The sequence below is a fragment of the Alteromonas sp. AWM4_230 genome (genome assembly GCF_056158305.1).
In genome coordinates this window covers 3,520,174-3,539,285 of sequence record NZ_JBSWTB010000001.1, presented here as the reverse complement: position 1 = coordinate 3,539,285, position 19,112 = coordinate 3,520,174, and the positions used below count along the sequence as shown (strand labels likewise).

Sequence of the window (19,112 nt, the reverse complement as noted above, 5' to 3'; positions counted from 1 at the left end):
ATTACTTCTCTCCTTGGTAAGGAAGCACTTTCATGTCTGCACGCATTTGTGTTGCTCCAGCAGCAACTACTTGCTGGCCAAGTGTGATTTCGCTTTGGCTATTACTCTCGATAATTGCTAGCTCATTTTCAATATGCTTTACGTCAACAGGTGTTTTTGTCACCGAACTCGTTTCGTCGTTATATACCCATACCGCAAATCCTGAGCTTTTGTTACCAACAAGGGATTTTACTGGCACAACAAAGCCTTCAGGATACATGCTTCCTTGCAAACTTACTTTAACCACAGCGCGGGCGCCGGGTGTAAGCGGGAGTTCTTCACGAGGCTCCATAGCAAATACCACTTCATAGGTTTGCGACACAGGATCAGGCTGTGTTGAGTGCTCTACATAATTTACGGGGTACCACTGACTGCGATTGGTGGCTAACGTGGCGCTTGCCTGTTTGATACCACGACCAATATTAGCGGTGAGCAAACGCTCGGGTACATTAATGTTAAAGTAAATTTTAGAAACATCCTGCAGGCGAGCAATGGGGGTGCCTGCAGCAACAAAGCTGTTGTTTTCAACAAGACGTTGAGACACTTTGGCATCAAAAGGGGCATAAAGTTGTGTGTAGCTTAAGTCCTGCTCGGCATTTTTTAGGTCAATAACCGCCAGTTCGTATGATGTTTTCGCGGTATCTAGAGCGCTTTGCGCTAGCAATTTTTGTGCGAACATCTTTTCAATTCTATCTAGTTCACGTTTTGCTTGGTCTAGACGTGTCTTCGACTCTTCAACACGACGCTCAAACGGTTTACGGTCGATAGTGGCCAGTAACTTTCCTTTCTCAATGTCGCTACCTGTCACCAAATCAGTTTGAATAAGGCGACCAGACACTTCAAAGCTTAAATCTACAGTCTTAACCGCAGAAACAACGGCAGGGAAGGTGAATTCGTCAAAGTCGGGAATGCTGCTTACCGTAGCAAGCTTCACGTAGCGAGGAGTTGCGCTTGATTGTTGTTCAGCGGGCTCTTTTTGAGAACATGCAGTCAGGGTTGAAACCGATAAAACGCTTAAAAGTAGAATGTGAGAAAATCGCATTATGGACATAGGTGTGTGTAATCCATTGTCAGGGTAAATAAAGTATAGACATGAGAACGTCAAGTAAAAATGCTTCAGCACAAGAGCGAATAAGCAGTTATTACCTAAAGTAAACTGGTGAGTGCATTTTAGTGCGGTCGCATTGAAAAGTAAACTGTTCGGTGTAAAATGCAAACTAAGCGAGCTCGCGAAATGACGGGCAAAGCATAGGGGATTTATTTTGAGACTTTCAACATGGTAGGCAATACAAGAACGCGTAGTGATATAAAACGCGAAGCCATCATTCAGGCGGCTACACAAGCGTTCCAAGAGTTTGGCGTTAACGGCACCAGTATGGATAAGCTGGCTGAATTGGCGAACGTGTCAAAGCGCACTGTGTATAACCACTTTTCTACTAAGGAAGAGTTGGTCATGCACTTGGTTACTCAGCAGTGGCAATCAGCAATTCTCAATATAAATAAAACATACGATAGCGCGCTTCCGTTAGATGAGCAGCTTGAAGACCTTATCTTACAAGACATTGAGTTTATAGTGAGCGAATCCCATTTAGACCTAGCGCGGGTGGCTATTGGCCATTTCTTTTACGAGCCGGAAAAGCTTAAAGATGAAGTGGCACAGCTAAAAGCCCAAGAAACAGCGATGCATCGCTTCCTAAAAGATGCGAAAGCAGATGACAAGCTGGTCTTTGACGACTTAGACCGAGTTGTTGAGGAAATTGATAGCTTAGTAAAAGGGAAGTGCTTTTGGCCTCAGCTTTTTAAAATTGAAGATACCCTGAATGATAATGACAAAGAGAATGTAGCGAAGAATACAGTCGCGCTAATCCTAAGCCGTTATGCTACGGCATAGCGGCTAGTTTCTATTTTAAACTAAGTAAAATTAGCTCGGGCTCTGAATACGAACTTAATACATTACCCGAGTGTGTCTCCAATCTGTTACCTGCACATTTTAATATCTGTACAACTGACTTCCGTTACAGCGTAATACTCAATCAGACCGTACCTCAAAAGCGTCATATCACTATCCTTATACGTGCGCAGTATCCCATTATTTCAACGCCCCCTTTAAATGGCGTCATCAGTACATCAGGCTCGAGAGATTTTATGTCAGTCATTTAGTTGGCTAGATAAACAACTTTGAATAAGCGTTAGAAGGACAACCTGTTTTTGTAACACAGCAGCTGCTCTTAGATTTAAATACTGGAAGGTAGTGAAGCTCAAATAGCAGCTAAAAATGCCGAACCGTAAACTACACGAAGCGGGCTTTTAACATTTCTCCTAATTAACTTTTTCTTAAACATTTTGAGACAAAAAACGATAATTTTTAGTTCTTGTGTTCTAAAAGTGTTCTGTTTAGCGTTTTTTTAGACTAAATATTAAGAAAATTTATAAAGAGTTTTTAAATTTTGATGTATTTGCTCTCGTCATTTTGACATTTTTTCTATATTATCCCGACCACAAATAGCAACTATTATTATTTGCAATTGCAAAACGAATGAAAAGTTAAGCGGTTTGGAAATGCTAGCGACTTAAAAAAGTATTGCCGAATAATAAAGTTCTTGGTTGCCAACAAACACACGACACTTTGAAGAACACTTGGAGAGTAATTTTGAAATTCAAACTTACGAGTATTGCCACTGCGATAATGTTAAGCCCAGCTGTACTTGCTGCTGATATGGAAGACATTGAAAGACTGACGGTAGAAGGTAAATACCTTTCGGTTAACCAGTCTAACTCTATCAAGAGCCCTACGCCTATCCTCGACGTGCCGCAAAGCTTGTCAATTATAACCGCTGAAGAAATTACGGCTCGCGGTATTACAAGCGTTGGTCAAATTATCGACTACGCACCAGGTGTTAATACGTCTCAAGGTGAAGGTCACCGTGATGCAGTGGTATTTCGTGGCGTACGTTCAACAGCCGACTTCTACCTAGATGGTAATCGCGACGACGTTCAATACTACCGTGCGCTATACAACGTTGAACAAGTAGAAATTCTTCGTGGACCGAATGCATTGCTATTCGGCCGAGGCGGTACAGGCGGTATTTTAAATCGTGTATCTAAAAAGGCGAAAACGGGCGAAAAATTCGTAAACTATAACGTTTCTGCTAATACCTTTGGTGCTTACAATCTTCAATTAGACACAAACGTTGATACAGGCGAGAAATCTGCACTTCGTATCAATGCTATGTACGAAAGCTTAGATAATCATCGTGACTTCTACTATGGCGATCGCTATGGCTTTAACCCAACTGCACGCTTTGAAGTTAGCGACGATACCATTGTTGATGTGTCATACGAATATATCGATCACGAGCGCTTCATCGACCGTGGTGTGCCAACGGCAAACGGCGAACCTGTAGAAGCATTTGAAGAAATCGTATTTGGCGACCCGGAAAATAACTACCAAACGCTTGGTGCCGACGTATTTCGTGCAAACGTTGAACACAGTTTCTCTGACAACCTAAAAGGTAACTTCAACGCCTTTTACGGTGACTATGACAAAGTTTACTCAAACTTTTACGCAGCGGCATACGACGCCGACACTGAAGTGGTAACCCTTGATGGTTATGTAGATACTACGCAGCGTGAAAACCTTATCTTGTCTTCAAACTTAGTAGGCGAGTTCGCTACGGGCAGCATTGAGCATACGGTTATCTTTGGTGGTGAGGTTATTAATACCAAGTCGAATCAAGACCGCTATAACCCAGAATTCGATTCTCGTGTAGGTGCAAATGATCCTGAAGGTACACTGCGAAACGATCAGGAGATGTTTAATGTTTCTCGTCCTCTTAATTTTAGAGGACTGAGCGGTGTGAACAGTGCCGGTAATGCAGTTACTGCTACATTCTACAATGGCGTGGATAGCACATTAAACGATGACACCCATGTAGACTTGGACGTTTACTCTTTCTACGTGCAAGACGAAATTGCACTATCAGAAAACTTCGACCTAGTGCTAGGCGCGCGTTTTGATAGTTTCGATATTGAGGTGTTTAACGTTAAAGCAGCTGAAACACGCAGCAGAAAAGACGAAGAAGTATCGCCACGTGCAGGTCTTGTTTATAAGCCGCAAGAGAATATCTCTATCTATGCAAGCTACAGCGAGTCATTCCTACCTCGCAGTGGCGAGCAGTATGCGAATATTAACGGTGATGCAGATGCGCTTGATCCAGATACGTTCACTAACCAAGAAATTGGTATTAAGTGGGACTTCAGTGAAAGCATGAGCTTTACGGCTGCTATCTTTGAAAATGAGCAAACGTCACTTGATAACGACCCTAACGATGCAGAAAGCTTCGTGGAAGTAGACTCAGATGTATCTGGTTTTGAGCTTCAGCTTCAAGGTTATATCACTGATAAGTGGTACGTTACTGCTAACTACAGCAACCTAGACGGCGAGAATGCAAGTGGCGTGGAGCTTCGTGAACTACCTGAAAATACCATGTCAGTATGGACAACTTATGAAGTAAATGAAGTATTTGGCTTCGGCATTGGCGCAACATACCAAGACGAAAGCAAGGTATCGACAAGTGCTACGTCACCTGTACTGCCAAGCTATACCCGTGTTGATGCATCGGCGTACTACACACTTAGCGACAAGACACGTCTTCAGCTAAACGTAGAAAACTTAACTGATACGCTTTACTTCCCTAATGCACACTCTACGCATCAGGTTACAGTTGGCGCACCAATCAACGCGCGTTTATCTTTGATTGGTTCTTTCTAAGTAAAACTGAAAGATTACCCTTAGAATTTAAAAGCCATTCGTGAAAGCGAATGGCTTTTTTATTTTGCAGAAAAGTTGTTCCAAGCGCCCTTGATGTTATAAGCGTATTTGCAGCTAATATTGTTGTACCTTCATACTGACTAAGTCAGCAAGTCAGCAAGTCAGCAAGTCAGCAAGTCAGCAAGTCAGCAAGTCAGCAAGTCCGCGTTAAGCCTGTTTTGCGAAGTCGATAAGTGTCTGTCCATCCATGCGATAGCCTAGCCATTCACTCTTTGGTTTTGCGCCTAATGATTCATAAAAGTCGATAGCAGGCTTATTCCAATCTAAAACACTCCACTCAAAACGGCCGCAGTCATTTTCTACTGCTGTTTTCGCTAAAAGTTGCAGCAGCGCTTTACCCGCACCTAGGCCACGAGATTTCGGCGAAACATAAAGATCTTCAAGATAAAGCCCGTTACGACCTTGCCAAGTGGAATAATTAAAGAAGTAAACGGCAAAGCCAATAGGGGCATCGTTATTCTCGCAAATAACACAGTGGGCGGTAGCACCTTCGCCAAATAGTGTTTTTAGAAGCGCCTCTTCAGAGGCCTCTACTTCATGCTCAGCTTTTTCATAAATGGCAAGTTCCAGGATGAACTGGCGAATTTGTGAAATATCGCTAGGCGATGCTGGTCTTATTGAAATTGCATTGTTCATAGTGTTTTCCTTTCAATAGGCTTGAAAAAAAATGAGCCTCGAAGGCTCATTTTTAAAAGTTAAGTACGTTTCTAACACTAACTAGTGAACGGCTATATAGTAAGTGCTATCCGCTAGTCGGTTATTCGTCAACTGCTAGTCAAGTGAGCCAGCAGGCTGAGGTGTATGTGCTTGATCCGCGCTATTGCTTTCGACTTGGCTACTAGACTTTCTACGTAATACTTTTCTTTTTATGAACGAGAAAGGACCACGCAAATCTAGCAGTATCAAGTACAAACAAGGTACCAAAATGAGTGTTACTAAAGTCGCGTAAAGCACAGCAAAACCAAGCGCGGCCGCCATAGGTACCACAAATGCTGCTTGCAGGCTGGTTTCAAACATAATTGGCAGTACGCCCACAAACGTCGTGATTGAGGTTAACGTAATTGCCCTAAAGCGCGCGGTACCGGCCTCAGTTACTGCTTCTTTAATACTATAGCCTTGTGCACGGCGCTGGTTAACAAAGTCCGTCATAACTAGCGAGTCGTTGATAACAACCCCGGCTGCTGCAATAAGGCCAAAGTTAGACATCATAGATAGGTCTAGGCCTAGTACAAAGTGGCCGAAAACTGCACCGGTAAAGCTAAATGGAATAACCGACATAATGATAAGGGGTTGCCCATAGCTTTTAAGCGGAACAGCTAAAAGGATATACACCATGATCATGGCCGCTAAGAAGAAGAGTATTTGCTCGTTTTGTTGCGCCTGCTGCTCTTCAATATCACCGCCAAGCTCAGTCATGACCGATGGGAACGATTCTTTTAACTGAGGGAGTAGCTTGTCTTGAATTTCAGTAACGACCTCATTAGGTTCAACTTTTTCTTCATCAATGTTGCCCCAGATATAAACACTGCGGTAACCACCTTCTCGGCGAATGTAGCTAATACCTGGCTTCTCTTCTAATGCAACCACATCACCAAGCATCACTTCTTGGCCGTTAGGGGTTTTGATTAAAGAGTACTTCAAGTCAGCAAAACGTTCGCGGGTAAGTTCAGGGTAGCGAACCATGACCCTAACTTCTTCACCGTTGCGGATAACACGCTGTGCTTCGCCGCCGTAAAAGCCCGCGCCAACCTGAGAGGCGATATTAGAAAGTGTAAGCCCTAGATCGTAGGCAACCGGAAGTAACGTCATTTGCACTTCTTTGCTCGGCGGGTCAATAGTTGAGCTTACGTCAAACAAGCCTTCTTGCTGCTGCAGCATTTCAATGAACTTAAGGCCAGCCGCGTTTAAGGTGTCAATGTCTGGGCCAAAAAGTAGATAACCGAACTCACCGTCGTCACCGTCACCGTTTACATCATCAACCACGGTAAAAGACTTCATACCGGTAATTTCTGGAATGGCTTCGCGCCAGCGTCGTGCAAGCTCAAAGGTGTCGATAGGGCGGTCTTCCTCATTAACCAGTGGTGTGAGTATGCGCCCTTCAGTTCTATCTTCGTTAAAAGCTAGACGATCGCGTATCATGCCCTGGCCAAATTCATCTATGATCTGCTCTTCAACGTCCAGAATCGTTTGTTCCACCACTTTAAGCGCATTAATAGTAGCCATATCAGAGACGTTTTCGTTCATCTCTATTTTTACGCTAGGGAAGTCGTGTGGCACTTTAGGATTTGGCACCATGCGTACATAGTTTGCGCCAATCAGGCCCATGCTTAGCATTAGCATAGCCACGAATATCATAAGTACTGCCCAGCGCCATTCAATCGCTTTTGTAACAGTACGCTTGTAAGGGCCATTTACGAACGCAAAGAATCCTCGGTTAAAGCGTGCACGCCAGCTGTCCTGTCGCACCGGAGAGAACTTGGTGTGGGCTAAATGCGCGGGTAAGATTAATTTTGACTCAATTAAACTAAACGCCAAACACAAAATAACTACTACAGCGATGTTATAGAAAAATGCACCTTCAGGGCCGCTGCTCAGTGTAAATGGAGCAAATACCGCGATAGTAGTTAATACTCCGAAGGTAGCAGGGGTTGCCACGCGTTTAGCGCCGCGAACCACGTTATCGACGCCGCCGCCCTTGCTTTCAATTTCGGTGTAGGCACTTTCTCCAATAACAATGGCGTCATCCACTACAATGCCCAGCACCATGATGAACGCAAAGAGCGAAAGAATATTAATGCTCACGCCGAAAACAGGCATCAGCATCATTGCACCTAAGAAACACACCGGTAAGCCGACCATAACCCATAGCGCCAAACGAAAGCGCAAGAAAAGGGTAAGCATAAACGCGACGAGTACAGACCCTTGAACAAGATTCGATAACATCATGTCTAGGCGTGCATTAAGGTAGTAGGTCATATCCACCAAAACTTCTAGACTGACGCCCTGAGGAAGGGTCTCATTTCTCTGGTCGATATAGGCTTTTACAGTTTCAGCTACAGGAATGGTGTTTTGGGTTTTAGTGGCTTTTACAGCAATGTAGATGGCGTTCATGCCGTTGTACTTAAAGTAACGTTCGCCCTCAACAAATCCATCATTGATATAGGCAACATCACCTAACGTTACTTTTGCGCCACCAGTGCCAATTTTAATGGGGATTTGTTTGAACTCGTCGCCGCTGTAGTATTGATTTTCAACGCGAACTGACACTATCCCTGAATTAGTTCTTAGCTGGCCGGCCGAAATATTTGCTGAATAACTATTAATAGCTTGGGTAACATCGGAAATGGTTAAACCGTATTTTCTTAGCGTATCGGGCTTAATTTCAATAGCAATTTCATCATCGGGTGTATTGGCTTCCACCAGAGAAATGGAGCCAAGCTGAAGTAGTTCATCTTCGACTTCTTTTGCCAGCACTTTAAGCTCGGACAGCGGTAAGTCGCCAACAATGGGCATTTCAATAACTTGCTGCTGGAACTCTACTTGCGAAACGTTTACTGGCTCCATGCCAGCTGGAAAGGTTGCAATGCTGTCTACGCGAAGTTTGACCTTGTCTAGAACATCAGTAAGCTCAGCTTTAGTATCAATTTCTAAGGTGACTGCGCCGCCACCACGAAATGCTCTAGATACAGTACGCTTGATTTCAGTGATGTCTTTCACCGCTTCTTCTACTTTGATGAAGATACTTTCTTCAATTTCTTGTGGAGAAGCGCCAGGGTAGTTGGCTTCAACGGTAATGTAGTTAATCTCGATGTTAGGAAACATCTGCCGCTGAATAGTAAAGTAGCTGGCAATACCCATTACAATAATGAAAAACATTAAAAGGTTGGCCGCTACAGAGTTTCTTGCAAACCAAGAAATAATGCCGCTTTGTGTATCCTTGTGATTTTCCATGACAGCTCCTTAGTTAGCTTGTGCTGTCACGATTTCAGCCGTGGTCTCAATAACTTTTACCGGCATGCCGTTTTGCGGGTATTCAGGCAAACTCATTACTACCTTTTTTGCATTGAAGTCACCCTGAATGAGGAAGTCGCCATTTTCTTCACGGACAACCTCAACCTTATGAGATTTCAATCGGTCTTCATCGTCAAGGGTCCACAGCATGCGATTGGTTACCAACTCCTGTGGTACACGGTATACGTCACTTAACGTTTTACCTTCAAAAGCTATCGTGCTGTACGAACCAAATTTAACGATAGGTTTAGATGAGTTAATTGCATAGGGGTCTTCAATGCGTGCCACGAAATAACTCATGCGCGTGGTGTTGTCTACAACGCCGGTATCTCGGTGGATGGTGCCTTTTACCGTAGCGGCCTGAATGTCATCGACTTCGATGGCAATTTCACTTCCTATTGTACTATCTGAAAGAAAAACGCGGTCGAACCCGGCAATAGGGAAAGTGACTTCGGCATACTCTATGTTATTAAGGACTGCGACAGGTGAACCCTGAGTCACATAGTCACCTGTGCTGATGTCCCTTGAGACAATAAGCGCATCGTATGGGGCTTTTACTTTACAGTTATCTAAATCGCGCTTTGCTATTTTTAGTTGAGCTTCTGCAGATTTAAGCGCTGCCTTTGCGCTCATTACTTGTGGTTTGCGAAGGTACAAATCGGTAACCCGTGCATTAGGCATTGTTTTCGCTTCCTTTGCCGCCACATCTGCTTGCGCTTCTTCTTGAATTAACTGAGCTTGTGCACTAGCTAAGTTTGCTTCTGCCAATAGAAGTGCAGCTTCATATGCATCAGCCTCTATTTCAAAAAGGACTTCACCACGTCGTATTAGACCGCCGCTTACAAATTTCGGGTTCCAACTCTCAACCTCCCCAGATACTTGTGCAGCAAGATTTGTGGTTTCAAGAGGCATGATTTCGCCATAGGAAGTGAGTTGTACGCGCACATCCTCTGGCGATAACGCTTCAATAGTTACGGTAGGGCGAGTATCAACTTCCTCTGTTATAGCGCTGTCGGAAGCAGAAGCTTCGATTCCTTTCATACCTAAATAGCCTACTAGTAAGACACCAATAGGTAATGCAACTTTCATCCATTTCATGGCTAAATCTACTTTAATAGCGAATACTTTACATAGTGTAGCGCTAAAGTGTTTCAGGAATACAGCGCAAATGTAACGAAACATGAGTCAATTTTGTGTAAAGGACACAAAATTATTGATTACTGTACTTTTAAAGAGGATGAGCCTGATAGAGGTGACGAGCTTATAAATGAAGAGGCGCATACACGATTGCGCCCATTATCTTTTGCGAAATAGAGCGCTTTATCTGCACGGCGTATAGCACTTGAAACATCGGTATCAGCGCTAACCTCACTCACGCCAAAGCTACTCGTTACATGTATTTTTTTATCATTTATATCTAATGGGGCTTTACTGAGTAATTCTTTAATATTTTCTAATGCCTGCACCGCGCCGGCCTCATCGGTATCGGCAAAGATAAACATAAATTCTTCACCTCCCCATCGTGCGAGAATATCTTGTCCGCGAAGCCGAGAGCTAAATAACTTAGCGATTTGCCTAAGCACCTCGTCACCTTTTTCGTGACCGAGGGTATCGTTTATGCTTTTAAATCTATCTACATCGGCAATGGCAACAGAGAAGGGATGTTTACTGCGAAGCATTCTTGCGTATTCTCTATCTAGACACTGCTGAGCACCACGTCGATTTAGCAAATTTGTTAAATGGTCGTGTTTCGCTTGTCTCTCAAATTGTTCACTGAGATAGAGTGCAGTGTCGTAACTTTTCTGTCTGCTATATTCGTAAAAAGCAGATAGAAAAGAAACGGTTAGAAAAGAGTAGAGTAGGCGAGTTTTAAACGCATAGGTGTAGTTAGCAACGAAGGCTGCATCGTTAAATCCGAACAGGAGGATTGCGCAGGTAATCGTAAAGGCGATAAGGGCCAGTAGGCCGCGAACAAACCCAGCAAAAAACATGGTTACAGGCGGAACGAGGTAAATCCAAAGTGGGCCCGTGTTATCCTTACCACCAGTGATAATCAAAAGTAACGTTAGCACCATCAGGCAGCTGATCAGCAGTGTAATAGACCACGTGCGAGCGCGAGCTGAAGAAAAGCGTACTTGTAACTGCTGCGAGACAGCAAAAACAACACTCGCAATATAAAGCGTTGTAGATAGCGAATATTCTGCGTCAATAAAGGCTCGAGTCCCAAGCAAAAACGTAATAGACATACCAACGGCGGCAAACAGGTTAACCACAATAATGCGCCTGTTAGTTTCGTCTTTTTGGTGGCTTTTTACGCCACTGAATACATATTGCTTTAACCGACTGAGCATAATTAGCTTTGTTGGTTAATCGTTATGTTAATATCTTGAGCCAGCTTTTTAATCGCTGACCTCATGGCTTTTATGCTAGATGCAAAGCCATCATTGCTAAGCGGAGCCTTGAACGTAAATGAGTGGATACTGGCTTCTTCTGAAGCGCGCGTAATTGCGTATTGTCCAGAAAGTATTACTTCACCTTCATATGTACTGACAAAGTCATTGAGATATAAAGATAAGTGCGGTGTTTCTTCACTTGCATGATGGTCGGGGCGAACAAGCGCTACATTACTCGAACTTAGAGCACTAGCGAGCGCTTTAGTCAGTCCTTCATCTACAGGCTCAGCCCATAAGTGGCTCGTAGAAATGTGAAGATTAGTGTCACTTGTTTGATACACCAATCCTCTATGCTTTAGATACTCTGGCAATGTTACTTTATCTAAAACGATACTTTGTTTCGCCTCGCGGTCTAAAACAGACTCAACGTTCGTTGAGTGGAGTAGGTAATAAGTCAGCGCGTTAGGGGCGCTACTGCATGCAGATAAAAAAGAAAACAATACAGCTAAAATTATGATTTTTATTGTTTTATTCTCCTTATTGAAAGAAAAAGTCTTAACCTGCATTATCATATAATTTAATCCTTTCATCCCTGTCTACGGGTACGCTACCTTAAGTATCGGGTAAGTTTTGCAATCTTTCCAAAAACAAAGTTTAAGGTATATGCCCAATTAGTCGAATTGAGGCATACCTCATCTGTTTACAGACTTATACACCTTTATTCGTTTACATTCATTTATTGCGCCAAAATGAATAATTTATGTACAGTGATTTTTATTGAACAGAATTTTAAATAGCTACTTCATTTTTTTGCCTTGGGCTGAATATCTGCCTCAATATCCTTGGAAAATATTAAGCTGTTCGGAGACTGATTTAATTTCAAAAGCAAAGGCTGAATATTACGCATGGTTTCTTGCAAGGCATCAACGGTTTCTTTAATTTCAGATTGATTAAAGCCACCCTCACTGTAATTCTTCAGTAGGCTATCAAGGCTCACAAGAACCTGATTAAGGTTACTGTTGAGCGCTTTTGCATCAATGTCAGCGATAAGTAAATCGAAGTCATCACTTGCTGTTTCTACTGATTCTGCTGCTAGACGCATATCTTCAACGGCCAACTGTACGTTCTCAACCATTTCTTTAAGGGGGAGCTGATTTATTTTATCTAGGATCGCATCAGCTTTTTGCGTTAACTGAGTAAACTCGTTACTTACGGTAGGAATTACCTCATAACCGTTAATGACGGCGATCTCGTTGCCGGCGTCGGCGTCAGGAATATGCTGTAAATCTACGTAGAGACCACCGGTCAAAACATTGCCCATTCGAAGTGAGGCTCTAAGATCTCGGTGCAGCCAATTTCTGATGGTTTGCTTTATGGCACTCAGCCCTTCTTCTGTATCAGGTTGTCGCGCTTTACCCGGGTAAATGTTGATGAGCACCGGAATAGGGTAGTCCCTTTCTAGAATGTTTCCTTCAACCGCAGGGAAGGAGTTGATTGCAGTGACGTTACCAATCTCAATGCCTCGGTATTCAACGGGCGCGCCGACGGTGAGCCCTCGTACACTTTCATCGATAAGTAACAGGTATTCAGCGGCTACTTTATAACGGGCATCTGAGGCAGAAGTACTGTCGCCGTAAATAGTGAAAAAGGCGATGTCTAATACTTGTTCACCCTTTGGTACGCCTTCAGGAATGCCAAAGGTAATGCCATTGGCTAATAAGGTTTCTAAGCTTCCGGTTTCTACACTGACCCCATTTGATTCAAGTAGAAGCTTTACGCCACTGACGTCCCAAAAGCGGGTCGTGTTAGTAATTAGCTTGTGGTAGGGCGCTTCAATGAAGGCATCGTAATACACTACACGTTCTTCAATGTTGAATGTGGCATCTTCAAATTCGCCAACTTTAAAACCCTTGTAAATGATGGGGTCGCCAGGTTTGTAGGCAAATTCGTCGTCGCTTTTTAGCATAACGTGAAGGCCAGGAGTACCGGGCGGCGTAACTGGTGGGCGCTCAAGCGCAGTGAAATGCAGTTGTTCTTTGCCTTTGTCGTCAGCGGACATGGCAATGTAACTACCAGATAAAAGGGTATTGAGCCCTGATACTTCCGAAAAACTAATACGCGGTGCTACCACCCAAAACTTCGCATTTTCGTTGAGCAGGTGGGTCGCACTTGCATCAATTCTTGCCGTAACAAGCACACCGTTTAAATCGGGTTTCAGTGTTATTTTCTTAACCTGACCAATGTCTAAGTCACGCACTTTTATTGGAGTTTTGTTTACTTCAATTCCGGTAGCTGATTGTAGTTCAATAGTGATAAGTGGGCCCTGGTTTTTCCATTGGTAATAAACCATCCAGCCACCAATAACAATCACAAGAATTGGAATTATCCAAATGCGAGAAACCGATGAGGTTGGCTTTACCTTTGCCTCGTTAATGTTGGGGTCGTTTGTGGTCATGGTAATTGTTTCCACTGCTGCCAAATTAGCCTCGAATCAAATGTCATCGCGGCTATCATTGTTACAAATACTACGGCGCAAAAGGCGAGTGCCGCTTGGCCCGGATAAATCGACATAGTGTTTCCCATCTGTATAAGAGACACCAGTACTGCTACAACAAAAACGTCTATCATCGACCAGCGACCTATCGCTTCGGTAATGCGGTAGTAACGTATACGTAATTGTTTTGAAGTGGTTTTCTCTCGCTGTACGGAAAAATTAAGCCAAGCAAGAATTAATATTTTCGCAACCGGAACAACCACACTGGCAATTAAGATGATTATCGCAACCGGATACGAGCCAGATTCCCAAAGTGAAATAACACCGCCAATAATGGTATTTGGTGTTTCTTGACCAAAGAATTCAGTATACATAATTGGCAGCATATTAGCAGGAATATATAAAATACAAGCGGTTAACAATAATGCCCATGTGCGCTGAATACTCACTTGCGCTTGTTTTTCGCATAGGGGTTTGGGTTGAGGGGGTTGGCCTTGTGACATCCATAAGGCAAAGCTTGTCGTGTCGAATTGATATATACAAAGGACAGTAAATGCTGAAAAGCCGACAAACGCATAAAACGACAGCCCTATAGATACGTCGGCTAACTCTGTAATCTTGATAAGACTTACCAAGGTGCCCACCAGAAATATTTCAGCCATGCTCCAAGGCAAAAGCGCTTTAACCAACTTATACAGCCTAGCTAAGTAAAAAGGGCGACGGTTTTGAATTTGCGCTAATGAAAGTAATAACAGGCCAGTAAGGACCATTCCGGGTAGCAAAAGCGTGGCTAAACTAGTTATTATCGCAAGAGATAAGTAATCATTTTCAATGAGCACAGTAATGCCTGTTGGCAGGTCGATACTGTGCTTTTGCCCGCTCGCTTTAAATGTCAAAAAGTTAAAGGGTAACGAGAGCAATAAAAAAATAAGCGCGCTGAAAGCATAAGCGAGTAATTTTTCGCTGGCACCGACGCGATACGAAACTAACGTGTGGCTGCAAACAGGACAAACTGCTCTTTGTCTGTGCGCTAGCGCCGGTATGTGAACCTTAGTATGGCATTGCTCACAAACTATAGATAACGTATTAGATTCAGCCATAAAGTTTTATTGCGCCACTTTTTACACACTGGATGTATGATAGAGAGCAGCCTAATGAAATAACTCGTTGTTTTTTGAATTCAACAGAATAGCGTATTGCGGCCACATCGGGAAGTAAAGTCATTCGTGCTTAGAAACATAACAACAATAATTGACGAGTAAATGATGGAAATAACAAACGAAATTCGCGGTACTTACAGAAAAGCTAAAAAACAAGGGAATCGTTTATTGCTAAAAAGGCGTATCGGCTTTTTGCGCTTTTGGGGGAGTATCACTTTTGCTCAGCGGTGCTACTTTCTGGCAACTGCAATGCTTTTATTACAGCTTTTTTTTGATGTTAAAAGTGGCTTATTTGAAACGGTCATGTTTGGCTTTGCCCTCAGTGGTATTGTTAGTGAAACTTGGCCTAGGTTTATGGCGCTTTGGAATAGTTTACCGGGTAAAGCGGTAATTTTGTTTGTCTATGCCGTTGTCGCGAATTTTGCGCTCGCTTCTGCTAGCGGGTTAGTAAATAGCATAACCGGCGTTTCGGCTGGTGCGCTGCCCTACAGCCACAACTTCGCGCTAATCCTGATGGTGCCCGGTTGGTTTTTTGTCACTACGTTAATGGCGTTAGTTGGCGGAATGCTAGTTATCTTTATTTATCTATTTTTTCTACTGCTACTCAAGCCTTTTGGTGTGCAAAAACTGTGGCATAAGCCTGGTTATCGCTATGTACTTTCTACCGCTGTAGCGCGGTTTGTTTGGACATTAGGTGTAGCGCTTCAGCTTAGCGTGTTAGCAGGGCAGGTAGGGTTACTCTCCGAGTTTAGTGCTGAAAGCACGAGTCAGCTGATCACAATCGAAAACGAGACTGAAACGTCGATTGAAAACAGTGAGGTACCACTTACTGAGGAACAAGCGGAAGATACTTCTGAGCTAGAAGAAGATTTAACTGCGCTTCTCACCGATGCTAAGCAAAAAAGTATTCGTTATAAAAAGGTACAACGCCAAGCACTAGCTAGTTTTATCTATGAATTTGAGGCAGATTCACGTTCCCGCTGTGCCCACCCTGAAGGAACGCGCGTCATCGAGCTTAATGATTACGAGATACTACAAATAGTGCAAACGCCTGAAGATAAAATTGGCTATACGTATACAGTAGAGCCCTGTCGTTCAGCTGCTATTGGGCTCGATTAAAGCGGCCCGCTTTTTTCATAGTTTGCAGGGCCATCGCTGATTTAGATCAAATGTACGAATGACTATACCTTGAATACGCTTTTACAGTATCTGCCATGCGTTTATAGCTACTTGGCATCTCGTACACACCTAACGCTAAACATATAGTCTTTGTTAAGCTTTGCCCTTCTAATTTCGCCTTTATGTGAGTTCCACCACGAATAGGCGAGGGTGCGGGCGTATGCCTCTTTATCAGTGGCGCTAGTACTTGTCCAAAACTCGGTGTACATCCCTTGCGTGATATACCAGTTGCCTATTTTTACACCTGCTGCAGTAGCACCAAAATGGTTTTGGTTAACGCGATTTTGGTCGAATTTTTTAAACAAGGTGTCTGGCTGTTCAGCTTTAAGGGTAATAGCAATATCGTTTTCGCCTCGCCAGCCCTCTTTGGAAAGTTCACTTTCAGCTATGCCAATAGCGCGTTCCATATTCTGCCAATCTTCATCGGTCGCTATGCGCCACCCAGCAGGGCATAGTTTTCGCTCGTCACTTACGTCTTGCCAGTGATAAAGCCTGCCGTAGTTAAGTAGGTTCTTCTCGTCGTCTTTTGGAATAAACCCCGAAATAACAGGGCTGCCATCTTGAAACTGGGTAGCGCGCAAGTTTTCAGTAAACCATTCAAACTTACCGAGCTTAACAGTTTTATAACGGTTACCTTCTACGTCTGTAAAAGCGCCAACGATGTTGCCTGTGGCGCTAGTTTTGTTAGTAGAAGCCGTGTTCGCGTACGTTGATGACATTGCTAATATTCCTAATAAAAAAAGGGCCCTTTTCATTTCATTACACTCTCAATACGTCCAAACCAGTTAATCAGAATTGCCAAGAAAAGCCCGTTTGTTCTTCTGACAGCGCCCATAGTTTCGTCAATACCTGTTTATCTATTGCAAAGTCTTCTAGCTTGCATTCTCCAACTGGACCGCCAAAATTCATTAGCCCTTTTGGTCCGTAGTAGGCGCGTTGTTTAAGGTTTTCTTCCGTTGCACACATCACTTCAGGATAAGCGCCTTTTTCTGCAGACTGGGCTAGCCCAATTTTTACCATGAAAGACCAAGAGATACGGGTTAAGAAGCTAGCACTTTCTCGTATAAGGGTAGTATTCGACGCACCGGGGTGACAAACAAACACCTTCACGTGTTTATTGTGTGCTTTTACTTTGTCTTGCAGTTCGTATGCAAACATCATTTGAGCAAGTTTACTTTGGCTATATACTTTATTTGGATTGTAATTTTTGTCCCAGTTCATGTCGTCAAACTGCATGGTTCTAAGACCCATTTTGTGACCTTCACTGGCAACCACTACAATGCGCCCTTTCGATTCATTAATGCGATCAAACAACAGTCCACAAAGCAAAAAGTGCCCGTAGTGGTTAACACCTAATTGGCTTTCAAAGCCATCTTCAGTGAATTGTTGAGTCGAAATTTGTGCGATAGCGGCATTACAAATCAGCGCGTCGATAACAGGTACTTGTTGTAATATTTCTTTAGATGACTGTCGCACAGAAGCAAGGCTGCCAAGATCTAAACGGATATAGCTGACATTAGCGGTTTCACCAAACTCTTGTTTTAGCTTAGCGATAGCGTCATGGGACTTGCTCGGGCTTCGGTTCAACATAACTACTTTGGCGCCTTTCGATAGCAAGATGCGCGATGCTTCAAAGCCTGCCCCTGTATTCGCCCCAGTTATTAAAAACGTTTTGCCTTCAGTGTTTTCTATTTGTGCTGGCGTCCAGCCGTCTTTTCCAAACTGATTAGAGTTAGCCACGTTCGCTTACCTTTTAATTACTAAAAAATTATATTTGTAATATAGTAACTATGAAGTTTTAAAAGTAGGCGTAATGGTCTTTAAAAATTGCCTATTTGTATCATTTTGTTGTTAAAGAGAAGGTTGGGTGCTAATTTAAGTAAACTCGAAAAAGTTGACTTTGAATAGGCTTGTCGCTCATTGCAGTATTGAAAAGTCGACAGTTTCTAAAAGCCAATATTGACTGGACGATGTTAATCTAGAAATGAGTAAACTGTTAATAAAACAACTTATTGAAGACAAGGTGACGCAAAGCGGGCTTTACGACACCGGAATAGAAGGTGTTCAGCTTTTTAAAATAACAGCACCTATCGATTGCGCCCCCGTGGTTTATGAACCTTCTCTTACCGCCATTGTTTATGGCGGGAAAGAGGCCATCTTAAACGGTGAAAAACACACGTTCAGTACAAGTAAATACACCTGTTGCACTATGTCTATGCCGGTTGAAGCGGGAATTCCCGACGCTTCTGAGACTAATCCATTACTTGGCGTTTATATCTCTTTAAACAGCAGGATGATGACTGACTTAGCAATTGAGTTTGAAAGCGTGTCAGGAAGTTTAAAAACGTCGTCAGCAGAAAGTGCAGTTTCTGGTATTGCTTCAGCGCAGTGGAGCGCTGACTTTGAAGATGCCCTATATCGCTTACTTTTGCTAACTGACAGATCAACAGATATTGCCATGTTGGCGAGTAATCGGTTACGCGAAGTGTATTACGCTGTTCTAAAAGGCGAAGCGGGTGGAGCAGTGCGCCAAAGCTTTGGTGTGGGTAACGGTATTGTGCGAGCTATCGAGTACTTGGCTTCTCACGTCAATGAAAGTATTACCATTGACGATATGGCAAACAAAGTGGGTATGAGCCGGGCGGTATTTCACCGCAAGTTTAAGCAAGCCACTAATATGTCGCCTATTCAATTCGTAAAGTCTATGAGGTTGAACAACGCAGCAAAACGCATAGCAGAAGGTACAAATGTAAGTGTTGCTGCTATGGATGTTGGGTATATCAGCTCATCCCAATTTAGCCGAGATTTTAAGCGAATGTATGGCTTATCGCCAAAGCAGTGGGAAAAGGAAAACAAGGCTAAAGTCGCGACTATGTTGCAGTAGGTGTGGTTATAGTGTGGATGTAAGGAAATAAAGGCTCGAGACTGAGTTTTACGGCTAAACTTCATGCGGAATTGATAAAAAAGCCCGCTACAGCATAGCTGCAGCGGGCTTCGAAATATAG

At 43.3% G+C, this 19,112-nt stretch carries 14 protein-coding genes; 4 read left to right on the top strand and 10 right to left on the bottom strand.

Annotation, left to right across the window (positions count from 1 at the left end):
• Position 1: 1 nt before the first annotated feature.
• Entirely contained in the window at positions 2-1,090 is a 1,089-nt protein-coding gene (locus ACXACS_RS15255; protein WP_474807832.1) for an efflux RND transporter periplasmic adaptor subunit, read from the bottom strand.
• 225 nt (positions 1,091-1,315) lie between these two features.
• Between ACXACS_RS15255 and ACXACS_RS15250 the strand changes: the two genes are divergently transcribed.
• Both ACXACS_RS15250 and ACXACS_RS15245 read left to right on the top strand, forming a co-directional pair.
• Positions 1,316-1,930, top strand: a complete 615-nt coding sequence (locus tag ACXACS_RS15250; RefSeq protein WP_474807830.1) for a TetR/AcrR family transcriptional regulator — start codon at positions 1,316-1,318, stop codon at positions 1,928-1,930.
• Positions 1,931-2,689: 759 nt separating this feature from the next.
• Positions 2,690-4,810: a TonB-dependent receptor gene (locus ACXACS_RS15245; RefSeq protein ID WP_474807828.1), complete on the top strand. Its 2,121-nt coding sequence runs from the start codon at positions 2,690-2,692 to the stop codon at positions 4,808-4,810.
• A gap of 207 nt (positions 4,811-5,017) precedes the next feature.
• Here ACXACS_RS15245 and ACXACS_RS15240 read toward each other — a convergent pair whose 3' ends face one another.
• The 7 genes from ACXACS_RS15240 to ACXACS_RS15210 all read right to left on the bottom strand — a co-directional run bounded on the left by ACXACS_RS15240 (position 5,018) and on the right by ACXACS_RS15210 (position 14,868).
• Positions 5,018-5,506 carry an N-acetyltransferase family protein gene (locus ACXACS_RS15240; protein ID WP_474807826.1) on the bottom strand — a complete coding sequence of 163 codons (489 nt, stop codon included), beginning with the start codon at positions 5,504-5,506 and terminating at the stop codon, positions 5,018-5,020.
• 135 nt (positions 5,507-5,641) lie between these two features.
• The gene (locus ACXACS_RS15235) at positions 5,642-8,821 is read right to left on the bottom strand and encodes an efflux RND transporter permease subunit (protein WP_474807824.1); all 3,180 of its coding nucleotides are present in this window, start codon (positions 8,819-8,821) and stop codon (positions 5,642-5,644) included.
• A 9-nt stretch (positions 8,822-8,830) separates the two neighbouring features.
• Positions 8,831-9,979, bottom strand: coding sequence for an efflux RND transporter periplasmic adaptor subunit (locus ACXACS_RS15230; protein WP_474807822.1), 1,149 nt, complete (start codon positions 9,977-9,979; stop codon positions 8,831-8,833).
• Positions 9,980-10,098: 119 nt separating this feature from the next.
• On the bottom strand, positions 10,099-11,232 hold the full coding sequence (locus ACXACS_RS15225) for a GGDEF domain-containing protein (protein WP_474807820.1): 1,134 nt from the start codon (positions 11,230-11,232) through the stop codon (positions 10,099-10,101).
• Between the two features lie 2 nt (positions 11,233-11,234).
• Positions 11,235-11,846 (bottom strand): PqiC family protein, encoded by a 612-nt coding sequence (locus ACXACS_RS15220; RefSeq protein WP_474807818.1) that lies wholly within the window; start codon positions 11,844-11,846, stop codon positions 11,235-11,237.
• A 230-nt stretch (positions 11,847-12,076) separates the two neighbouring features.
• Positions 12,077-13,729 carry an intermembrane transport protein PqiB gene (pqiB, locus tag ACXACS_RS15215; protein WP_474807816.1) on the bottom strand — a complete coding sequence of 551 codons (1,653 nt, stop codon included), beginning with the start codon at positions 13,727-13,729 and terminating at the stop codon, positions 12,077-12,079.
• A complete protein-coding gene (locus ACXACS_RS15210) occupies positions 13,726-14,868 on the bottom strand; it encodes a paraquat-inducible protein A (protein WP_474807814.1) in 1,143 nt (380 codons plus the stop codon). The genes pqiB and ACXACS_RS15210 overlap by 4 nt, the downstream gene beginning before the upstream one ends.
• A gap of 165 nt (positions 14,869-15,033) precedes the next feature.
• Between ACXACS_RS15210 and ACXACS_RS15205 the strand changes: the two genes are divergently transcribed.
• The gene (locus ACXACS_RS15205; protein WP_474807813.1) at positions 15,034-16,047 is read left to right on the top strand and encodes a hypothetical protein; all 1,014 of its coding nucleotides are present in this window, start codon (positions 15,034-15,036) and stop codon (positions 16,045-16,047) included.
• A gap of 107 nt (positions 16,048-16,154) precedes the next feature.
• On the opposite strand, the gene ACXACS_RS15200 is transcribed toward ACXACS_RS15205, so the two are convergent.
• Complete coding sequence (locus ACXACS_RS15200; RefSeq protein ID WP_474807811.1) at positions 16,155-16,826, bottom strand: fibrobacter succinogenes major paralogous domain-containing protein; 672 nt, start codon at positions 16,824-16,826, stop codon at positions 16,155-16,157.
• Between the two features lie 70 nt (positions 16,827-16,896).
• The gene (locus ACXACS_RS15195) at positions 16,897-17,847 is read right to left on the bottom strand and encodes an SDR family oxidoreductase (RefSeq protein WP_474807809.1); all 951 of its coding nucleotides are present in this window, start codon (positions 17,845-17,847) and stop codon (positions 16,897-16,899) included.
• 244 nt (positions 17,848-18,091) lie between these two features.
• On the opposite strand from ACXACS_RS15195, the gene ACXACS_RS15190 reads away from it, so the two are divergent.
• On the top strand, positions 18,092-18,991 hold the full coding sequence (locus ACXACS_RS15190) for an AraC family transcriptional regulator (RefSeq protein ID WP_474807807.1): 900 nt from the start codon (positions 18,092-18,094) through the stop codon (positions 18,989-18,991).
• The last annotated feature ends 121 nt before the right edge of the window (positions 18,992-19,112 follow it).

Excerpts from the sequence above, each read along its gene's own strand:
- ACXACS_RS15255 (WP_474807832.1), bottom strand. The coding sequence starts at position 1,090 with ATGTCCATAATGCGATTTTCTCACATTCTACTTTTAAGCGTTTTATCG.
- ACXACS_RS15250 (WP_474807830.1), top strand. The coding sequence starts at position 1,316 with ATGGTAGGCAATACAAGAACGCGTAGTGATATAAAACGCGAAGCCATC.
- ACXACS_RS15240 (WP_474807826.1), bottom strand. The coding sequence starts at position 5,506 with ATGAACAATGCAATTTCAATAAGACCAGCATCGCCTAGCGATATTTCA.
- ACXACS_RS15235 (WP_474807824.1), bottom strand. The coding sequence starts at position 8,821 with ATGGAAAATCACAAGGATACACAAAGCGGCATTATTTCTTGGTTTGCA.
- ACXACS_RS15230 (WP_474807822.1), bottom strand. The coding sequence starts at position 9,979 with ATGAAATGGATGAAAGTTGCATTACCTATTGGTGTCTTACTAGTAGGC.
- ACXACS_RS15225 (WP_474807820.1), bottom strand. The coding sequence starts at position 11,232 with ATGCTCAGTCGGTTAAAGCAATATGTATTCAGTGGCGTAAAAAGCCAC.
- ACXACS_RS15220 (WP_474807818.1), bottom strand. The coding sequence starts at position 11,846 with ATGATAATGCAGGTTAAGACTTTTTCTTTCAATAAGGAGAATAAAACA.
- pqiB (WP_474807816.1), bottom strand. The coding sequence starts at position 13,729 with ATGACCACAAACGACCCCAACATTAACGAGGCAAAGGTAAAGCCAACC.
- ACXACS_RS15210 (WP_474807814.1), bottom strand. The coding sequence starts at position 14,868 with ATGGCTGAATCTAATACGTTATCTATAGTTTGTGAGCAATGCCATACT.
- ACXACS_RS15205 (WP_474807813.1), top strand. The coding sequence starts at position 15,034 with ATGGAAATAACAAACGAAATTCGCGGTACTTACAGAAAAGCTAAAAAA.
- ACXACS_RS15200 (WP_474807811.1), bottom strand. The coding sequence starts at position 16,826 with ATGTCATCAACGTACGCGAACACGGCTTCTACTAACAAAACTAGCGCC.
- ACXACS_RS15190 (WP_474807807.1), top strand. The coding sequence starts at position 18,092 with ATGAGTAAACTGTTAATAAAACAACTTATTGAAGACAAGGTGACGCAA.